Consider the following 19,517-nt stretch of genomic DNA (forward strand, 5'->3'; position numbering starts at 1 on the left):
CTTTATTTTAATACAACACTCAGTACATCTTCAACTCTTTTTACAGGAATTATTTCAAGTTCATTCAAAACTTCCTCTGCCACTTCTTTTAGATCATCCTTGTTCTCATCAGGAATAAATACCTTCTTTATTCCCGCTCTGGCAGCGGCCATAAGTTTTTCAGGAAGTCCACCTATAGGCATTACATTTCCCCTCAAAGAAACCTCACCTGTCATGGCATACTCAGGTGATACCGGAATATTATTTACAAGTGATGAGAGCGCTGTAGTCATTGTAATACCTGCACTCGGTCCGTCCTTTGGCACTGCTCCGGCAGGTACATGGATATGAATATCATTGTTTTCAAATACTTCATGACTTTCAGGGTACATATTCTTTACAAGGCTGAGTGCAATATCCACACTCTCTTTCATTACATCACCCAGCTGTCCTGTAATCTTCACTTTGCCCTTGCCCTTTGTAAGCATTGTCTCTATAAAGAGTATTTCTCCGCCTACAGCAGTCCATGCAAGACCTGTAACTACTCCTGCCTGTTTCTTCTCCAATATACTCTCATGTCTTATCGGTCTTTGGTCAAGATATTCCTGCAGATCTTCAGGCTTTACATCCAATATTTCTTTATTGTTCTTAACAAGCTCAACTGCGGCATGTCGGCAAAGAGCACTTATTTGCTTCTTTAATCCACGCACTCCTGCTTCCATAGTATAGCCGTTTATAAGTGCCTTTATAGTTTCATCTTCTATTATAAGATTGTCCTCACTGATTCCCGCCTTTTTCTTTGCCTTTGGTATCAAATGATCCTTTGCAATAGAAAACTTTTCAAGTGCGGTATAGCCTGTAAATCTGATAACTTCCATTCTGTCAAGCAGCGGTCCCGGTATGGTATCAAGAGAGTTTGCGGTACATACAAATAATACATCTGAAAGATCATACGGTACATTCATATAATGATCTGTGAAAGTATTGTTTTGCTCCGGGTCAAGTACTTCAAGAAGTGCACTTGCAGGATCTCCATTGTATGATGATGCAAGCTTATCAATCTCATCCAGTACCATCACAGGATTTGATGTACCGGCCTTTTTCATGCCGTCCATTATTCTTCCGGGCATTGCACCTATATAAGTTCTTCTATGTCCTCTGATATCGGCCTCATCTCTGACACCTCCGAGAGAGATTCTTACATACTCTCTGCCAAGTGCCTCTGCAATGCTCTTTCCTATACTGGTCTTACCCGTACCCGGTGCGCCTACAAAAAGAAGTATTGATCCGCTTTGTTTTTTATTTAAAGACATTACCGCCAGTTGCTCTATAATTCTCTTTTTAACCTTTTTAAGTCCATAATGCTCTCTGTCAAGGACTTCCATAGCATTATCAAGTTCTATATCCTTCGGCTCTTCTTTTTTCCAATGTAATGAAGTGACAAAGTCCAAATAATTGTAAAGAAGTCCATACTCATGACTGTCCTTACCCTCCTGCTTCATTCTATTTAAAACATTGTCGGCTTCTTTTCTGGCAACTTCATTCATTCCCGAATTTTCTATTTTTTCTTCAAACTTTCTTACTTCGGAAATATTTTCAGGATGCATCTCATCCAAAGCTTTTTGCAAGAAATTTATCTGCTTTTTAATAGCATCTTCCCTATATGCCTTCTCATGAAGCTCTTTTTGTGCCTGCTTTGCCTCTTCACTTACTTCATTTATAGCCATAAACTCTCTGGCATATTGAGCTATAAGCTCAGCCCTTGCTTTGGTTGAATCCTCTGAGAGCACAGCATATTTTTCTTCAGGAGTAATATTCATAAAAGGTGAAAGTCCTACCATCACCTCATTCATATTCTTCCATGCCAGTACATAGCCTCTTGCCATAAGCCCCCATTGAAACTTGGTGACATAACTTAAAAGTTCATCTCTAAGTCCTACAAGCATTGCATTTGCATCATTAGGATCCAGATCATCTATCTCAGGTCTTTGTACTCCGATGACATTTTGTGTATCAAAGTCTATATATTCAACATTAATTCTGTTAAATGCCTCAAGGTTGGCACCACCCTCATCATCTACAGATAATACCTGTCCGGCAACAGCTATAGGATAGATATCTTCCATTGCAATATCTTTATCTTTCGGCTCTCTCAGATAAAGAAATGTTACCTTTTCACCAACAGATATCTTATCTACACCGGCCTCCTGTAAATAGTCTTTTCTGAAATATATTTTTGAACCCGGTAAAACCACCGTATTGTATGTCGGTATTAAAATCATATAGCCTCCTTTACTAGCACTTATTATTAAAGAGTGCTAAGGTGAATTTATAAAAAAGAGGTTGAAACAATGGCTTGTTTACAACCTCCCCATGTATATGGCTAAATTATATCACTGGCACTCTCATCCGTCAAGTGATAATTAGATTTTGTAAAATTAATTCACAAACTCTTAATCGCCTTTGCCAAACTGTCAAGTGCCATCTTCAAGTATTCTCTCGGACATGCGATATTAAATCTCTCAAATCCCTCTCCGTCTACGCCGAACATAGCCCCTGAATCTATCCAAAGCTTTGCTTTATTTACTATGAGATCTTCTCTCTCTTCTTCGGTAAGACCAAGTTCTCTAAAGTCCACCCATACAAGATATGTGCCTTCCGGCTCTATAAGCTTTAACTGTGGGATATTCTCTTTTAAATAATCTCTGAGGAAATCAAGATTTCCCTTTATATACTCTCTTACAGCATCCAACCATTCCTGTCCGGACTCATAGGCCGCTCTTGCAGCTACAAGTCCCATAGTATTCATCTGTGAATATCCTGATTTAACTATTTCATTTTTAAAAGCATCTTTAAGCTTCTTATTTTCTATAAAAATATTTGAAACCTGAAGACCTGCTATATTAAAGCTCTTACTTGGTGCTGTAGCTATTACGGCGTTTTTAGCATATTCTTCTCCCAATGAAGCAAATACCGTATGCTTATTTCCCGGATATACAAAATCCGCATGAATCTCATCACTGAAGATAACCACATTGTGCTTTATACAGATATCTCCTATTCTCTTTAATTCATCCTTACTCCAAACTCTACCTACCGGATTATGTGGAGAGCAAAGTATAAAGAGTTTTACCTGATTGTCCACTATCTTCTTTTCAAAATCTTCAAAGTTCATCTCATATCTGCCGTCTTTGATTACAAGCGGAGAGTTGATAAGCTTTCTGTTATTACATAGTATCATCTCACTGAAAGGATAGTATACAGGTTGTTGTATAATAACACCGTCTCCCTCTTTTGAAAATGCCTTTACAGCCATTGCTATGGCATATACTACTCCCGGTGTCTTAACTAATGTACCTTTTTTAGGCTCCCATGAAAAGTTCTTTACAAACCAGTTCTTTACCACTTCAAAATAGTCTGTCTGTACTTCCGTATATCCGTAGATTCCATGGTCCACTCTTCTTTGCAAAGCATCTGTAATCGGCTGTGCCACAGGAAAGTCCATGTCTGCAACCCAGAGTGAAAGCTCGTCACCTTTTTTACCTCTAAGCTTTGCACAGTCAAACTTCAAGCTGTCTGTACCTTTTCGGTCTGTGATCTTATCAAAATCGTACATATATCCCCCTTATCATTTCAATGCCCTATCAAGATCCTTTATCAGATCGTCTACATTTTCTATTCCGACAGAAAGTCTTAAAAACGTATCTGTTATTCCAAGTCTCTCTCTTACCTCTACAGGCACATCCGCATGTGTCTGTATCATAGGGAAGGTAATCAAAGACTCTACTCCGCCAAGACTTTCCGCATATTTTATTATTTCAATTTTTTCAAATGCATCCCTTGCAGTTTTGGCAGTATCTGTTGTAAATGCAATCATTCCACCGAAACCGCTTGACTGAGATTTGTTTATCTCATATCCCGGATGTTCAGGCAAACCTACATAATATACATTTGTAACCTTTTTATTTGCTTTAAGGAAGTTTGCAATCTTTAATGCATTTTCCTGTATTCTGTCCATTCTTACAGCCAATGTTTTCAGTCCTCTAAGTACAAGGAAGCTGTCAAATGGTGAAAGGCTTGGACCTATTGTCTTATACATAAATCTGATTTTTTCAGATAATTCTTCATTTGCAGTACATACAAACCCCGCCAAAGTATCATTATGACCTGCAATATATTTTGTACCACTGTGGATGACAATATCCGCACCGAGCTTTATCGGGTTTTGAAAATACGGACTTAAAAAAGTATTGTCAACAATCAATAAAAGTTTATGTTTCTTTGCAATCTTTGCCATCTCTCTTATATCTGTAACAAGCATTGTAGGATTGCTTGGTGTTTCAATAAATATAGCCTTTGTATTCTCATTTATTGCATTTAGTACATTTTCAGGCTTTGTTGTATCCACATAGCTGAATTTTCTGCCTCTTTCAATTCCAAGTGTATTAAAGAGTCTGGTACTTCCGCCGTAAATATCCTCCTGAGATATTATGTGATCACCTGAATTAAAAAGCTCAAGTACCAAAGAACATGCCGCCATTCCGGTAGAAGTCGCCACCGTATCATAAGCACCTTCCATAGCGCTTATGCAGTCCTCAAGCTCCGTTCTTGTAGGATTTGATTGACGTGAGTAGTCATATCCCGTACTTTCGCCTACTCCCGGATGAGAGAAGGTAGCTGTCTGAAATATAGGCACCGTCATTGCACCGTATGCATGAGCATTCTTATCTTCATTTGGACTGTGTACACATAATGTTTCAATATTCATAAATTCACCTGACTTTTCTAAAAACTATTATTAACAATAGAAAACATTTTACAGTCTCATATTTTCTCGGTCAATAAGATGTTTTCTTGCTCTGGTTATAAGGAAAGCCTATATCTATAAATTATACTTATTCTTATATGCTATAATGGCAGCCACCGTCTTTGAATCCTTCAATTCACCCTTGTAAATCAAATCCACCAGATCATCAAGTGCCCACTCTTCCACATCAATGCTCTCATCTTCATCCAGATGCTGCTCACTCTTAATAAGATTTCTTGCCACAAAGATATCAATTTCCTCATCACCGAAAGCAACCATAGTATCAATTCTTATCAAGAACTCAAGTTCATCCGGTGCAGCAACCTTATAACCGGTCTCTTCTTCAAGTTCTCTGAATGCACATATTCTTCTCGGCTCATCCTTAGAATCCACCTTACCTGCCGGAAGTTCAAGAGTATATCTGTTCAGCGCATTTCTGTACTGACGTACCAAAAGTATCTTACCGTTTTCAAGTACAGGTACTACTGCAGCCGCACCGTTGTGCTGTATATAATCCCATACAGCTTTTCTGCCGTCTATCAGCATATGGTCTTTATATACCTTTACAATTGCTCCTTCATAAGCAAGCTCTCTTTTTTCTCTGATTATATCTCCCATGCTTTCTCCTTATCCGACTTTAATGTCTGTGCCATATTGTTTAAAAATTCAACCGCCTCATCCAGTCCCACACTTGTATAATCAAAATACCGGTCTTTTTTCTTATCATCTTCAGTATGGTCAAAATTAAAGGGCTCAGGCCATACTGTCAGTTTCAGCTTGGCCTCGCCCCTCTTATCCTTAGGCGTAAAATTAACCTTTTCAAGCGGATCTCTTCCCAACCTGAATCTTACACCCTCCAGACTTCCTGTGAAATATTGGCCATAATCATAATATCCTATATTTAACAAGTCACCTTTTTTTAACATAAAAACATATCTCTCAAATCTTCTACATTCCTTACAATATAATTTGCGCCTTCAAACTCCTCCAAGCCGCCATAACCGTAAAGTACTCCGATACTCTTAAGACCTGTATTACCTGCACCTACTATATCATGGCTCTTGTCTCCTACCATTATAGCAAAGTTCCTGTCCATTATTTTGTTTGTCTCAAGCACATACTCAATCACTGCAGTCTTTGTGTCTCTTTTTGTATTAAAGTCTCCGTCGGAACCGCCTACAAATGTAAAATATTTTTCCAGTCCGAAATGCTCAATTACTCTTTTTGCCTCTCTTTCAGGCTTTGAAGTCGCCACATAAAGCTTATATTCTTTTGACAAGCTATTAAGCATCTCTTCTATACCGTCATAAAGCTCACATTCAAATATACCTACAGATCTGTAATAATCGTGGAATACATCAAGCGCCTCTTTATATTGCTCCAAACTGAATCCGTAAAGATTTGTATAGCTCTCCACCATCGGAGGTCCTACAAACTTTTTCAAAGCATCAAGTTCCTCATATATACCGAAGTGCTCAAGTGATTTTTGTACGCCCTTTGTAATACCGAGGTCTGACCTTACTATAGTTCCGTCCAAATCAAATAAAATATGCTTTTGCTTCATTACTGCTCCTTAACCAAAGAAGGTTTTAACTTTAATCCTACCTTCTCAATTCTTGCATGATCCATTTTCTTTACTGTCAGTATAATATTGTCAAATGTGATAATCTCTCCCTCTACGGGCAATCTTCCAAGCTTCTCCATTATGATTCCGCCAATAGACTCATACTCCTCCGAACTAAGTTCCAGTCCGATTCTGTCATTGACATCATCCAGATTTGTTGAACCGTCTATAAGGTACTCCGTTTCGGAAATCTTTGTTATCCCTTCATCCTCTTCGGCATCAAACTCATCTCTGATTTCACCTACAATCTCTTCAAGCATATCTTCCAGAGTAATCAGTCCTACAGTGGTACCATATTCATCCAGTACTATTACTATATTGGCACCTGTCTTTCTCATATCCACCATAAGTGATGAAGTCTTTTTATATTCATAGGTATAAAGAGGTTCTCTCAAATGTTCCTTTACAGAAAAAGTCTCCTTATCCTCTATCAGCAAAAAGTCTTTTACATTAAGTATTCCGATAACATTATCAGGGCTTTCTTCGTACACCGGTATTCTTGTGTATCTCTCTTCTCTGAAGATTTTAAGTATCTCTTCATAAGAGGATTCCACAGATACCATCACCATATCGACTCTCGGGAGCATTATATCTCCGGCAACCGTATCTCCGAAGTCCACCACATTTACAATCATCTTCTTTTCTTCTTTTTCAATAACTCCGTCCTCATGGCTGACTTCCACCATTGCTCTAAGTTCGTCCTCGGTCACCATATTATTGTCATCATTATTTTTAACGAAGAGGGAAATAACGATTCCGGCAACCTTGTTTACCACATAGATTACAGGTGTCAAAATAACGACCAATACGGAAATAATTCCGATATATTTTAACGCAATATTCTCTGCATTCTTTGATGCTACATTCTTAGGTGTTATTTCGCCGAATACCAGTATAAGGAATGTCAATATACCTGTAGCAATACCTACCAGACTGCTGCCGAACACCTTTAATGTAAGTGTAGTGGACAGTGCCGAAGCGGAAAGATTTACTATATTATTTCCAATCAAAATAGCGGAAAGCATCTTATCCGTATTTGCTGTGATTTCCAAAACCTTTTCGGCTCTTTTATCACCGTTTTCCGCCAAATTTCTTATTCTTAATTTATTTGAAGTCATGAGGGCCGTTTCAGCGGATGAAAAAAATGCTGAAGCAGACAATAATAATACCAAAATGACTAACTGTAATATGTCACTCGTTTCCAAAATTTCTCCTATAATCGAATTACTCTTCTTCTGATACAATATCCGGCAATATTTCTTTTGTTTTTTTCTTTACTCCAAAAGGCATTATCAGACTGCCAAGCAATATAAATATATCTCCCAGATTAAAAATCACCTTATCGGCACCCTTAGTCTTTATACGTATATAATCCACCACATAGCCTCTTGTAAATCTGTCAAAGATATTGCTAAGTGAACCTGCAATAATAAGGCTTAAAGATAACTTTCTGATTGTATTTCCCTTTTTGGGAAGTAAAACAGAAAGAAGTCCCACCAGTATTGAAGTAATAAATACCGGAACATACTTTACTATTTTCTTCTTTTTCTTAAGCTTTCCAAACACAAAGCCGTCATTGTAAAATTTATCTATTTCTATCTTTTTTGCAAAAACTCTCGGCAGTTCTTTTTTATCCATTGAATTTACTGCATATTTCAAGACTATATCAAGACCTGCAAGTATCGGTATCAAAACAGCAAACATATATCCTCCTATATATTTCTGAACACTATATTCGGACTGCCCTTATGCTCCAAATAATCTCTTGTAATAATAACTTTACCGATGTTTTTATCTTTCGGTGTCTCATACATTATATCAAGCATAAACTCCTCTATAATGGAACGAAGTGCTCTTGCACCCGTATCCTTTTTCATGGCCTGCTCGGCAATCCAATCCATTGCATCATCATCAAATGAAAGCTCCACTTCATCCAACTCCAAAAGTCGCTTATACTGTTTCAAAATAGCATTCTTAGGCTCTATGAGGATTTTCTTGAAAGCTTCCTTATCAAGTTTTGAAAGTGTGCATATAACAGGTAATCTTCCTATAAACTCAGGTATCATACCGAATTTTCTGATATCCTCATTGGTTACCTTTGCATAGAGATTGTCATCATTATCATATTTGTCTTTAAGATCCGAGTTAAATCCCATGCTTGTATTCTTTTGAAGTCTTTCCTTTATAATATCATCAAGTGCAGGGAAAGCTCCTCCACAGATAAAGAGTATATTATCCGTGTTTACAGTTTCCATGGGTGCCATGACATTCTTTTGATTTGTACCTACAGGCACCTCAACCTTACTGCCTTCCAAGAGCTTTAAAAGTTCCTGTTGTACGCTCTCACCGCTTACATCTCTTGAATTGGTATTTTTCTTTTTTGCAATCTTGTCTATCTCATCTATAAAAACAATACCGCATTCGGCCCTTTCCACATCATTACCTGCTGAAAGCAAAAGCTTTGATATAACACTTTCTATATCATCACCTATATATCCGGCCTCGGTAAGAGAGGTGGCATCTGCTATAGCCAAAGGTACATTAAGAAGCTTTGCAAGAGTCTTTACCAGATAAGTCTTTCCGCTTCCTGTCGGTCCTATCATAAGGATGTTTGACTTATCAACTCTTGTTCCTTCCTTATCTTTGTCTAAAAATATTCTCTTGTAATGATTGTATACGGCAACCGAAATTATCCTCTTAGCCTGATCCTGACCTATTACATATTCATCCAACATTTCTTTTATCTTATGCGGCGCAGGTATATCCTTCATTGTAAAGAGCGGCTCTGTTCTCTTCTCATCCCTTTTCTTTACTCTGGCTCTTTCAGGTATGGGGTTCAAATTCATATTCGGTATTGTAAAGCTGCCAAGATCCACATTTTTTAAATCATCCATATTGATTTTTGACATATTGGTAAGCTTACTCATATCCATACTCTGCATAGAGTTGAAGGTTTTTTGTATACAGTCAGGGCAGATATCTATACCGCCCGGCATTGATATCATAGTACCGGTCTTTGATTCCGGTCTCCTGCACATATAACAAATTTTTTCATAATTATTATTTTTATCATCTTTATCGTTTTTATTATAATCTATCTTGTCTTCCATTTTTCCATTCCTAATGTTTCAAACAGTTTTATGTTATTCTAACACAAAAAGAAAAAATGTGCCATATTAGGGAAATACGGCACATTTTATGTTTATATTAAATTTTAGTCTTCCTTTGTGTTCCAAGTGATGCATTTGATCCGAGTGAAACTTTTTTATAAAACCTTACTTAGGAAGGTCTTCAATCTTTCATTTTTAGGATTTGTGAAGAATTCCTCCGGTGCATTCTCTTCCACAAACTCACCTTCATCAAGGAAAACCACTCTGTTTGCCACCTCTCTGGCAAAGCCCATCTCATGTGTTACCACTACCATGGTCATCTTCTGCTGCGCAAGATCCTTCATAACTGTAAGTACTTCTCCTACCATCTCTGGATCAAGAGCTGAAGTAGGCTCATCAAAGAGCATTACATCAGGCTTCATGCAAAGTGCTCTGACTATAGCAACTCTTTGCTGCTGTCCGCCTGAAAGCTTTGAAGGATATTCATTCGCTCTGTCTGCAAGTCCTACCTTTTCCAAAAGACTCATCGCATACTCCGTTGCAGACTCTTCATCAACCCCCTGAAGCTTCATCGGGGCTATGATTAAATTCTTAAGCACTGTCATATGTGGGAAAAGATTAAACTGCTGAAAAACCATTCCCATTTTCTGACGGTGTAAATCTATATTTACATCTTTTTTGCATATGTCCGTGCCTTCAAACAATATCTCACCGCTGTTTGCTTCCTCAAGTCTGTTCAAGCATCTGAGAAATGTTGACTTACCCGAACCGGAAGGACCGATAAGACATACTACATCTCCTTTATTTATATCCAGAGATATATCTTTAAGTACCTGCTTTTTATGAAAATGCTTGCTTAAGTTTCTTACTTCAATAAGTTTTTTACCTTCCACTTCTAGCCAACCTCCTCTCAAGTAATTTTACCAAATAGCTGAACAGCATTACCATGATAAGATAGAGTAGAGCAACTGCAAGGAAAGGCATCATTGCCGAATATGTTTTGCTTCTTATAACATCTCCCGCCTTTGTAAGATCATCCAAAGCAATATAACTTGCTACCGAGGTCTCCTTCATCAAAACTATAAACTCGTTTGCAAGAGTAGGCAATGTATTCTTTATAACCTGTGGCATTATTATATTTATCATTGTTTGAGGATAACTAAATCCCAAACTTCTTCCGGCTTCCATTTGTCCTTTCGGTACTGAGTTTATACCTGAACGGAATATTTCCGCCTGATACGCTCCCGAGTTTATACCGAATGCAAGTATTGCGGCAAAGCTTTTATCTATTCTTACAGAACTGAATATAACAAAGTATATTATAAGGAGCTGAACAACTACAGGTGTTCCTCTGATTACTGTAAGATAAATATTGCAAAGGAAGTTTAAAAACTTCAACTTCTTTGTATTATCGTATATATTTCTTACAACAGCCACTCCAAACCCCAGTATAAAACCAAGGATTACGGCAAAAAATGTAATCTTTAATGTGACGGCAAGTCCGTTTATGAGTAAAAGCCATCTGTTATCCGTTATAAAATTTAAAATAAATTGTGATTTTAACTCTTCAAACATATTAATTAGCCTTGATATATTTTGCAATAATACTGTCCACTGTTCCGTCAGCCTTTAACTCTGAAAGCGCCTTGTTAACCGCATCTGAAAGTGCTGTATTACCTTTTTTGATTGCAATGGCATATTCTTCTTCTGCATATGCCTCATCTAAAGTCTTAAGTCCGCTTGTCTCTTCAACAAACTTCTTTGCCACCTCGCTGTCGATAACTACCGCATCTATCTTTCCCTGGCTGAGTGCCTGAACTGCATCCATACCCTTTGCATATCTCTCAACAGTTGCATCCTTTATGTCACTTACTAAAATATCACCTGTAGTACCTGTCTGTACACCGAGTGTCTTGCCTTCAAGATCCGCACCTGAAGCTATAGTAGAGTCATCTTTTACAATAATAAGCTGCTTTGATGTTGTATATGTATCTGAAAAATCAACGCTCTGCTTTCTCTCATCTGTAGCAGAGATACCTGCAATACCTACATCCGCCTTACCTGATGTTACCTCAAGGATAACGGAATCAAACGCTATATCCTCCACTTCAACTTCAAGTCCGAGCTTACTTGCTATAGCATCAGCAATCTCCATATCAATACCTACAATCTTATCACCGTCGTGGTACTCATATGGTGGGAACTCCGCATTTGTTGCCACTATAAGTTTTCCTGACTGTATAGTTTTTACTTCTCCTGAAGCTGTATCTCCCGCACTCTCATTTGCAGCTTTTGTTTCGGCAGTCTTTGCACCGCCACATGCCACCAAACTTGTTGCCATAAATCCTGATATAACCAATGCTAATATTTTCTTCTTCATAATATCCTCCATTTGTATATTTACCAATCACTATTGCATAATAATACACTCTTTTTTATAAGAATGCAATAGTATTTTTTAAATCAACACAGGAAAAGACTCTAACTCTGTATTTTTATAAGGTTATAATCCTAACCATAATAGTCCATACAAAATTAGAGTCCTAAATCCCAGCGTTTCATACCCCATAAATGCAATATATTTCTCAGCTTATACTGCTGCTGAAGTCAAATATTTTTCCATCTCGTTCACGGCATGTTCTTCATCATTACCGTCTGCTGATATGTATACCTCTTTGCCATCACCAAACTTCAATGTCATCATGCCCATGATACTTTTTGCATTTACTTTTTTAGTACCACTTTCAACATAAATCCTGCTTTCAAACTGGCTGGCCACCTGTACTAGCATAGCTACCGGTCTGGCTTCAGTTTTTGCATCAATTGCAACCTTAACTGACTTCCTAACCATTTTCTCTCCTTACTTGTTCTCTTAACTGGCTTGCGATGTTTGAGAGTTTACGCAACCTATGATTAACCCCACTTTTCCCGAGCTGTGGACTAATCATTTTTCCAAGTTCCACCAATGAAGCATCAGGATTTTCCAGTCTGGCATTGGCTACCGCCTCCAGATTTGATGTCAATTTATCAAGTCCCATCATCTCTTTAATAAGTTGTATATCCTCAAGTTGAGAAAGTGATGCAGAAACCGTTTTATTGATATTTGCAGTCTCGCAATTCACTTTTCGATTTACATCGTTTCGCATTCCTTTTAAGATTCGAATATTTTCGAAACTCATAAGCGATGTAGGCGCTTCCATCAGACCAAGTGCCAATGATATTTGCTCACTGTCCTTTATGTATACTACATAAGCTTTTTTTCTTACAGTAATTTTAGGTAATAATGACAAGTCTTCCATCAATTCCTTTAAAAAAAGTGCATCATCCATAGTTGAACATACAATCTCCAGATGATATCCTTTTTCGGGATCCGTTATTGAGCCCGAGGACAGAAACGCTCCTCTAAAGAAGGCCTTTTTACAACACGAATTCAGTAAGACCGTATTACTGCCAAGCGGCAAATCGTCTACCAACTCTTGATTTTTAAGAAGCTTTATAGCTTTAAGCACCTCTTTGGCCTCTGCAGCGTCTACAATACTTACAGAATATAGGCGCTTACGTTTCACCAAAGTACTATTGCTTATCACTACATCTGTATTTATATTAAATGTTTTTTTTATTAATGTAAAGTACTTTCTGGCAAGTCCTGAAAATTCAGTGTTTATTTTTAAAGACAATTCACCATTTTGTGATAAAGAAACAGTACCAATGAAGTAAACAATTGCCAAAATTTCTGCAAGTATGCAATGCCTAACCGTAGGAATTATCCTTGCAATTTCATTTTTCACTTCTGAAGAAAATGTCATCCGCTCTCCTATCTTTGTGAAATTCTTGAAATATTTTTGCCCATATCTCTGTGTTCCAGTCTGACACCGATACCCTCAATATTATCAAGTCTTTCTTTAATAGCCGCCGCAATAGCTACCGAACGATGTTGTCCGCCTGTACAACCTATACCTATTACCAAAGCGCTCTTACCCTCATCAATATATCTGGGTATCAAAAATTTAATCATATCATCAAGCTTATCAAGAAAAATATCCGCATCATTATTTGAGAATACATAATCGGAAACTTCCTTGTCTTCACCGGTTTTCAGCCTGAGCTTTTGATCGTAAAAAGGATTAGGTAAAAATCTTACATCAAATAAAAGATCGGGATCATCAGGTATACCGTACATATATCCGAATGAAAGCACTGTAACAAAAAGATTATTAAAAGACTTTCCGTCAACATAGATTTTTTTAAGTTCCTGTTTCAACTCTTTAGTCAAAAATCTGCCTGTATCAAGTATTCTGTCCGCCCTCTCTCTTAAAAATGCCAATCTTTCTCTCTCAAGATTTATTCCGTCTATAAGTCTGCCCTCTACAGCTAAAGGATGATTTCTTCTGGTCTCTTTATATCTCTTTATCAATGTTTCATCATCCGCATCAAGAAAGAGAATTTCCATATTGATTTTTTTATGGCTAAGTTCATCAAATACTTCCTGTAAGCCGTTAAGTCCGCTTCTGATATCAATACCCAGAGCTATACCCTTCATACCTCTTTCGGATTCGATTGTAAGATCTACAAAGTTTAACAAAAGTTCCAACGGCAAATTGTCGACACAGTAATATCCGAAATCCTCAAACATCTTTAATGCAACAGTCTTACCTGAACCGGACATTCCTGTTACAATTATCATCTTCATATCAAATCATCCTTACTTCACATTCAAGTTTTACACCGAACTTTTCATCCACTTCTCTCTTTATATGTTCTATCAGCTTCTTTATATCATCAGATGAGGCATTGTCATAATTTATTACAAAACCGCAGTGTTTTTGAGATACTGCGGCACCTCCGAGTCTGAAGCCTCTAAGTCCGGCATCATCTATAAGTTTACCTGCAAAATACCCTTCCGGTCTCTTAAATGTAGAACCTGCACTGGGATACTCCAGCGGCTGTTTTTCACTTCTCCTGTTGTTTAAATCCTCTATTTGTGCTCTTATTTCATCCCTATTGCCATACACAAGTTTAAGCTTTGCAGCCAGTACTATTTCATTATTTGCTAAAATGTTACTCTTTCTGTAACCTAGGTCAAGTTCTGAAACAACTTTCCATTTAATGCTTCCGTCAGGGCAAAGCACCTTTACTTCCATCAGCACATTTGACATTTCTCCGCCATAGGCACCTGCATTCATTACTATCGCGCCGCCAAGGCTTCCCGGTATACCGCAGGCAAATTCAAAGCCTGTAAGTGAATTTTCCATAGCATAATCACTTATCTTATCAAGTCCCACTCCGGCACCTGCTTCTATAATATTGCCCTCATGTGTAATACTGTTATTCAAGCCGACCGTGGAGATAATCACTCCGTCATAGCCTTTGTCATCCGCCAGTATATTGCTGCCTTTTCCAAAAATATAATATTTTAAGTTTCCTCTCTTTATTATATCCATACACAGGCTCAGTTCTTCCTCAGTGACAGGAGTGAGAAAATAATCACACTCTCCTCCTACTTTAAAAGTAGTATGCTTTTTTAACAATTCACCGGTTTTGCAATTTTCACCAAGGATACTTTTAAAATCCATCTGCATTTTGTCTCCGCTACTATTTTTAATATCAATCTTTTCCGGCCATATTTGCCTGTACTCTGTTGTAGAGTTCCTTTGCCGCATTGTATCCCATCTGCTTCTGTCTGTGATTTACAGCCGCGGTTTCTACAATGATTGCCAGGTTTCTACCGGGTCTTACAGGTAAAACATGACATACCACCTTGTTTCCCAAGTACTCTATATAATTATCCTCAAGTCCGAGTCTGTCATAGTCCTTATTTTTTACCCAATCTTCAAGCTGTATCACAAGATCAATTGACTGGGTATCCTTAACACTGAGTACACCGAATAACGCCTTTACATCTATAATTCCTATTCCTCTAAGCTCAATAAAGTGCTTTGTTATATCAGGTGCCGTTCCTACCAAAGTCTGCTGTGAAACCTTTCTGATTTCCACAACGTCATCAGATACAAGTCTGTGACCTCTCTTTACAAGCTCAAGAGCCGCCTCACTCTTTCCGATACCGCTGTCTCCGGTTATAAGTACTCCTTCACCGTATACATCAACCAAAACACCATGTATTGAAATCACCGGAGCCAATTGTACATTAAGCCATCTTACAAGCTCTGAGGTAATATAAGTTGTAGACTGTTCAATACCGAGACATGGCACACCATAATGTACACAGTAAGAGATCATATCCTCATCCGGCTTTATTCCTCTTGCATATAGTACACATGGAACCTTATATGAAAGCAACTTATCATAAGTTTCCTTTCTCTTTTCGTCATTTAATGTCTGAATAAATGCGTTCTCCACATTACCTATTATCTGTACTCTTTCACTGTCAAAATGATCAAAGAAACCTGCCAGCTGTAATGCCGGTCTGTTTATATCAGGATGCTTCAATATTATAGATTCCGTATCTATATCCGGTGTAAAGTTTTCCAGATTCAAATCCTTTATAAGTTCCTTGATTGTTACGTTTTCTCCCATAGTACCTCCTATCATGATTCCCCCTATCTTAAGACTTATCCCAAAAGTTCAAGCAATTCCTCTTTTGAAATATTTGCCAAGGATATGCCCTCTTCAAAGTTTAATACTCTGTCCGCCAGATCCTTCTTTGACTCTTGAAGCTTAACTATTTTTTCTTCAATAGTTCCCTTTGCAACAAGTCTGTAAACCGTTACTTTATTTTTTTGCCCTATTCTGTGGGCTCTGTCGGTAGCCTGATTTTGTGCCGCAAAGTTCCACCATGGATCATAGTGAATAACAATATCTGCGCCCACAAGATTAAGGCCTGTACCTCCCGCTTTCAAAGAAATCAGGAATACATTTGTACCGTCACTGTTAAAATCATTTACAAACTTGATTCTTTTTTCTTTACTTGTGGAACCCGTAATAACATAACTGCTTATATTTTCTTCTTCAAATCTCTTTTTTATTATATCAAGCATTGAAGTAAATTGTGAAAATAAAAGAATTTTATGTCCGGCTTCTATACCGCTTTTTACAAGATCGATACAGGTTTCAAGCTTGGCTGAATCTCCCTCATAATCCTCAAAAATAAGCCTCGGATCACAACAGATTTGTCTCAGCTTTGTAATCTCCGACAATATTATCATCTTTGAACTGTTATATTCTTCATTGCCGTTTAATACATTTTTCAGTTTGTTAAGCTCGGTATCATATGCCAACTGCTGCTTTTTATCAAACCTTGATACTCTGACCTCTTCTATCTTATCCGGCAAATCCGTTGCCACCTCGGACTTAAGCCTTCTAAGTACAAAAGGACCGATCATCTTTGAAAGAAGTTTTGCGCTTTCCTCATTACCGTCTTTTACTATCGTATTTTCATACTTTGATTTGAATGCATTATAACTGTACAAAAATCCCGGCATTATATAATCAAAAATACTCCAAAGTTCACTTAATCTGTTCTCTATCGGTGTTCCGGTCAAAGCATACTTTATATCAGCTTTCACAGTTTTTACCGCTTTTGCAACTCCGGTATTTTGATTTTTTATAAACTGAGCCTCATCAATTATCTGATGAGAAAATCTCATATCATGATACAGTGAAATATCCCTTCTTAAGGTATCATAAGAACTTATATAAATATCCACAGCTTCGTGCTCTTCAATAATTCTTTGTCTTTCTTCTTTGGCGGCTGCAAGTACCGATACTCTAAGTTCACCTTTTGTATCAAATTTTGATATTTCCTCACTCCAATTATATACTAAAGATGCCGGACATACTATAAGAGCTTTTTTAAGCCTTCCGTTCTTTTTTGCATCCATCAAAAGAGAGATAATCTGCAGGGTCTTTCCAAGTCCCATATCATCTGCCAAAATTCCGCCAAATCCAAGTTCTTCCACAGAGCGCAACCATTTAAAGCCTTCTTTTTGATAGTTTCTTAAAACATTTGACACTTCATCCGGCGGCACAAAATCCATGCTTTTTATATTGTCAAATTTCTCAATCAGTTTTACAAAGCTCTCATCTCTTCTTTCTACCAGTTCATTATGCGCTTCCATCATTTCATCAACATAGAGTGAACGATACAAAGGCACTGTAAGTGCACCGGCTCTCAAATCTTTCGGAGAAATTTCCAGTACATTCAGCATCTCATTAAAATTCTTCATGTACTCGGAATCCATATTTATAAAAACTCCGCTCTTTAAACGATAATATTTTTTCTTTTTTCTGTAACTTGTAACAATATTTGCAAGTTCCTCCGTACTCATATCCTTTGATAAGAATTCAAGTTGTAAAAGATTTGAATTTACAGATACTCCCACTCCTGCAGAAGGTTTTTTGTATACTCTGATATTATTGAAAGCTTCACTTCCAAGTACCTTGCCGTATTTATTTAATCTGTCGATACCCGAAACCTTCAGCTCATAAAGTTCATCTTCAGTCTCCGCGCTCAGGAAATTCGGCTTATCCTCATAAGGAAGATATATCTTTAAAGCCTCTATTGCCTTTTCTTCCTGCTTTTGATTTCTTAAAAGCTCATTATCATTTCTCTCAAGTATTTTCCCGGATATAATATCCACTCTGCCGCCGGTATAAGCCGCTTCCACTCTTCCCGTTACAATGTTATCTTCCAGATCAAGATAATATGTAATCTCCGGCTTGTCAGGCACAAAACTCATTGCCTCGGGAGCATTATCTACTATATTCGCATAATCTTTTATACTTGGCAATACATTGGAATAAAACCTGCCTATATTTCTTCTTCCTATCTTTATCTCCCGATACCCGTATCCTGAATCATTCATTGCTTTAAATATCTTCAGAAGATTTTCATCGCATCTGTTAAGATAATTATCTTTAATGCAGTATACATAATTGCTTGATACAAACGACAGTGGAAAATCCACTTCCAGATTTATACCTGCAAACAGATCTCTGTCATAAATAGGATTTATCTCAATAGTAATCTTTTCATTGAAGTCTCTAAGCTCAATATCCGTAACAGTCTTCTTAGAAAAGTACTCTGTTGTCAGCTCTACTTTTTCTCCAAAAAGTAAGTTGAAAATATCATCTATATTTGCTCCGTCTACCTGTATTCTTGATACATTAAGACCTGTCTTTACATAATCAAGCAGTTTATAGCTTATAGATGCCTCCGTATCCACAAGTCCTTCAATAAACTTTACATACTTTATACTCTTATCGTCAAATGCCGCATAGCCAAGCTTAACACTGTCATTTTTCCCAAGAGGATAAATTTCATTATCTCTTAGTGCATCAACAAAATTTCTATAGCTTTTTATCTGTACAAACTTCTTTCTGCCGATTTTAAACTGTATATATAAGCTGCTATCATACGTGCTCTTATATGACATTATAAGCTTAGGTACTATATGTACAGGTTCTTCATTAAGATCGGTTTCTTCATCAAAATACGAAAGGAATGCCTCTCCGAAGTAATTTGTTTCATCTCCAAGCTCATGGCTGTCTAAATACGCATTTAAAAGAAATACTGCTGCAACCACATGTTCACAATTCCTTGTATCATTAAAGTAACCTCTAATTCTGTTTTTATCCAAGCATTTCGAACAATTACAATGTGCACTTCTTAAACTGTCTTTGCCAAACTCTATATCCACTTTGCAATTTTCGGATGATTCAACTTTTGCAACCGCTCTTCCACACACATTCGGGTCCTGAGTATAATACCCGTATACATTTCCATATGCTATTATACCGTCACTTACATCGGTCAGGCGTATCTGATTGTTTTTTATCAGCTCTTTGGCCTTCTTTGCAGTATCGGCAGACATAGAAAGGCTATCTATAATAGCCTCTCCGTCGAAGTATTTATAAATAGCCTTTTTCTCTTCCGTATCCGATGCGGATATCATATCCGCCTTTATATTTTCCATATCTTCTTTTTCTTTTTTTAAATCGGCAGCTGTCTTCATGCCTTTAAGAAAGCGAAAATCCATTT

At 37.4% G+C, this 19,517-nt stretch carries 18 protein-coding genes; all 18 read right to left on the reverse strand.

Features of this window, described 5'->3' with window-relative positions; genetic code table 11:
• Nucleotides 1-2 precede the first annotated feature (2 nt).
• Nucleotides 3-2,261 (reverse strand): endopeptidase La, encoded by a 2,259-nt coding sequence (lon, locus tag EHV10_RS08335; protein WP_128674248.1) that lies wholly within the window; start codon nt 2,259-2,261, stop codon nt 3-5.
• 161 nt (nt 2,262-2,422) lie between these two features.
• Nucleotides 2,423-3,595: a MalY/PatB family protein gene (locus EHV10_RS08340; RefSeq protein ID WP_128674249.1), complete on the reverse strand. Its 1,173-nt coding sequence runs from the start codon at nt 3,593-3,595 to the stop codon at nt 2,423-2,425.
• Nucleotides 3,596-3,607: 12 nt separating this feature from the next.
• Complete coding sequence (locus EHV10_RS08345; protein WP_128674250.1) at nt 3,608-4,747, reverse strand: trans-sulfuration enzyme family protein; 1,140 nt, start codon at nt 4,745-4,747, stop codon at nt 3,608-3,610.
• 114 nt (nt 4,748-4,861) lie between these two features.
• Nucleotides 4,862-5,404, reverse strand: coding sequence for an NUDIX domain-containing protein (locus EHV10_RS08350; RefSeq protein ID WP_128674251.1), 543 nt, complete (start codon nt 5,402-5,404; stop codon nt 4,862-4,864).
• Nucleotides 5,392-5,712 (reverse strand): hypothetical protein, encoded by a 321-nt coding sequence (locus EHV10_RS08355; RefSeq protein ID WP_128674252.1) that lies wholly within the window; start codon nt 5,710-5,712, stop codon nt 5,392-5,394. The genes EHV10_RS08350 and EHV10_RS08355 overlap by 13 nt, the downstream gene beginning before the upstream one ends.
• Entirely contained in the window at nt 5,706-6,350 is a 645-nt protein-coding gene (locus EHV10_RS08360; RefSeq protein ID WP_128674253.1) for an HAD-IA family hydrolase, read from the reverse strand. The genes EHV10_RS08355 and EHV10_RS08360 overlap by 7 nt, the downstream gene beginning before the upstream one ends.
• Nucleotides 6,350-7,615 (reverse strand): HlyC/CorC family transporter, encoded by a 1,266-nt coding sequence (locus EHV10_RS08365; RefSeq protein WP_128674254.1) that lies wholly within the window; start codon nt 7,613-7,615, stop codon nt 6,350-6,352. Before EHV10_RS08365 ends, EHV10_RS08360 begins: the two co-directional genes overlap by 1 nt.
• Nucleotides 7,616-7,634: 19 nt before the next feature.
• Nucleotides 7,635-8,114 (reverse strand): signal peptidase II, encoded by a 480-nt coding sequence (gene lspA, locus EHV10_RS08370; protein ID WP_128674255.1) that lies wholly within the window; start codon nt 8,112-8,114, stop codon nt 7,635-7,637.
• Between the two features lie 8 nt (nt 8,115-8,122).
• Nucleotides 8,123-9,520 carry an ATP-dependent Clp protease ATP-binding subunit ClpX gene (clpX, locus tag EHV10_RS08375; RefSeq protein WP_128674256.1) on the reverse strand — a complete coding sequence of 466 codons (1,398 nt, stop codon included), beginning with the start codon at nt 9,518-9,520 and terminating at the stop codon, nt 8,123-8,125.
• A gap of 155 nt (nt 9,521-9,675) precedes the next feature.
• A complete protein-coding gene (locus EHV10_RS08380) occupies nt 9,676-10,413 on the reverse strand; it encodes an amino acid ABC transporter ATP-binding protein (protein ID WP_128674257.1) in 738 nt (245 codons plus the stop codon).
• Nucleotides 10,403-11,095 (reverse strand): amino acid ABC transporter permease, encoded by a 693-nt coding sequence (locus tag EHV10_RS08385; RefSeq protein ID WP_128674258.1) that lies wholly within the window; start codon nt 11,093-11,095, stop codon nt 10,403-10,405. Before EHV10_RS08385 ends, EHV10_RS08380 begins: the two co-directional genes overlap by 11 nt.
• A 1-nt stretch (nt 11,096) precedes the next feature.
• Complete coding sequence (locus EHV10_RS08390) at nt 11,097-11,900, reverse strand: basic amino acid ABC transporter substrate-binding protein (RefSeq protein WP_128674259.1); 804 nt, start codon at nt 11,898-11,900, stop codon at nt 11,097-11,099.
• Nucleotides 11,901-12,110: 210 nt separating this feature from the next.
• Nucleotides 12,111-12,371, reverse strand: coding sequence for an HPr family phosphocarrier protein (locus tag EHV10_RS08395; RefSeq protein ID WP_007594339.1), 261 nt, complete (start codon nt 12,369-12,371; stop codon nt 12,111-12,113).
• Entirely contained in the window at nt 12,364-13,326 is a 963-nt protein-coding gene (gene whiA / locus EHV10_RS08400; RefSeq protein ID WP_128674260.1) for a DNA-binding protein WhiA, read from the reverse strand. Before whiA ends, EHV10_RS08395 begins: the two co-directional genes overlap by 8 nt.
• 8 nt (nt 13,327-13,334) lie before the next feature.
• On the reverse strand, nt 13,335-14,210 hold the full coding sequence (gene rapZ, locus EHV10_RS08405) for an RNase adapter RapZ (protein ID WP_128674261.1): 876 nt from the start codon (nt 14,208-14,210) through the stop codon (nt 13,335-13,337).
• A 1-nt stretch (nt 14,211) separates the two neighbouring features.
• The gene (gene murB / locus EHV10_RS08410; protein ID WP_128674262.1) at nt 14,212-15,093 is read right to left on the reverse strand and encodes a UDP-N-acetylmuramate dehydrogenase; all 882 of its coding nucleotides are present in this window, start codon (nt 15,091-15,093) and stop codon (nt 14,212-14,214) included.
• 31 nt (nt 15,094-15,124) lie between these two features.
• Nucleotides 15,125-16,054 (reverse strand): HPr(Ser) kinase/phosphatase, encoded by a 930-nt coding sequence (hprK, locus tag EHV10_RS08415; RefSeq protein WP_128674263.1) that lies wholly within the window; start codon nt 16,052-16,054, stop codon nt 15,125-15,127.
• A 35-nt stretch (nt 16,055-16,089) separates the two neighbouring features.
• Nucleotides 16,090-19,515, reverse strand: a complete 3,426-nt coding sequence (locus EHV10_RS08420; RefSeq protein WP_128674264.1) for an SNF2-related protein — start codon at nt 19,513-19,515, stop codon at nt 16,090-16,092.
• Nucleotides 19,516-19,517: the final 2 nt, after the last annotated feature.

The sequence above is a fragment of the Lachnoanaerobaculum gingivalis genome (genome assembly GCF_003862475.1).
In the GTDB taxonomy this organism is placed as follows: Bacteria; Bacillota; Clostridia; order Lachnospirales; family Lachnospiraceae; genus Lachnoanaerobaculum; species Lachnoanaerobaculum gingivalis.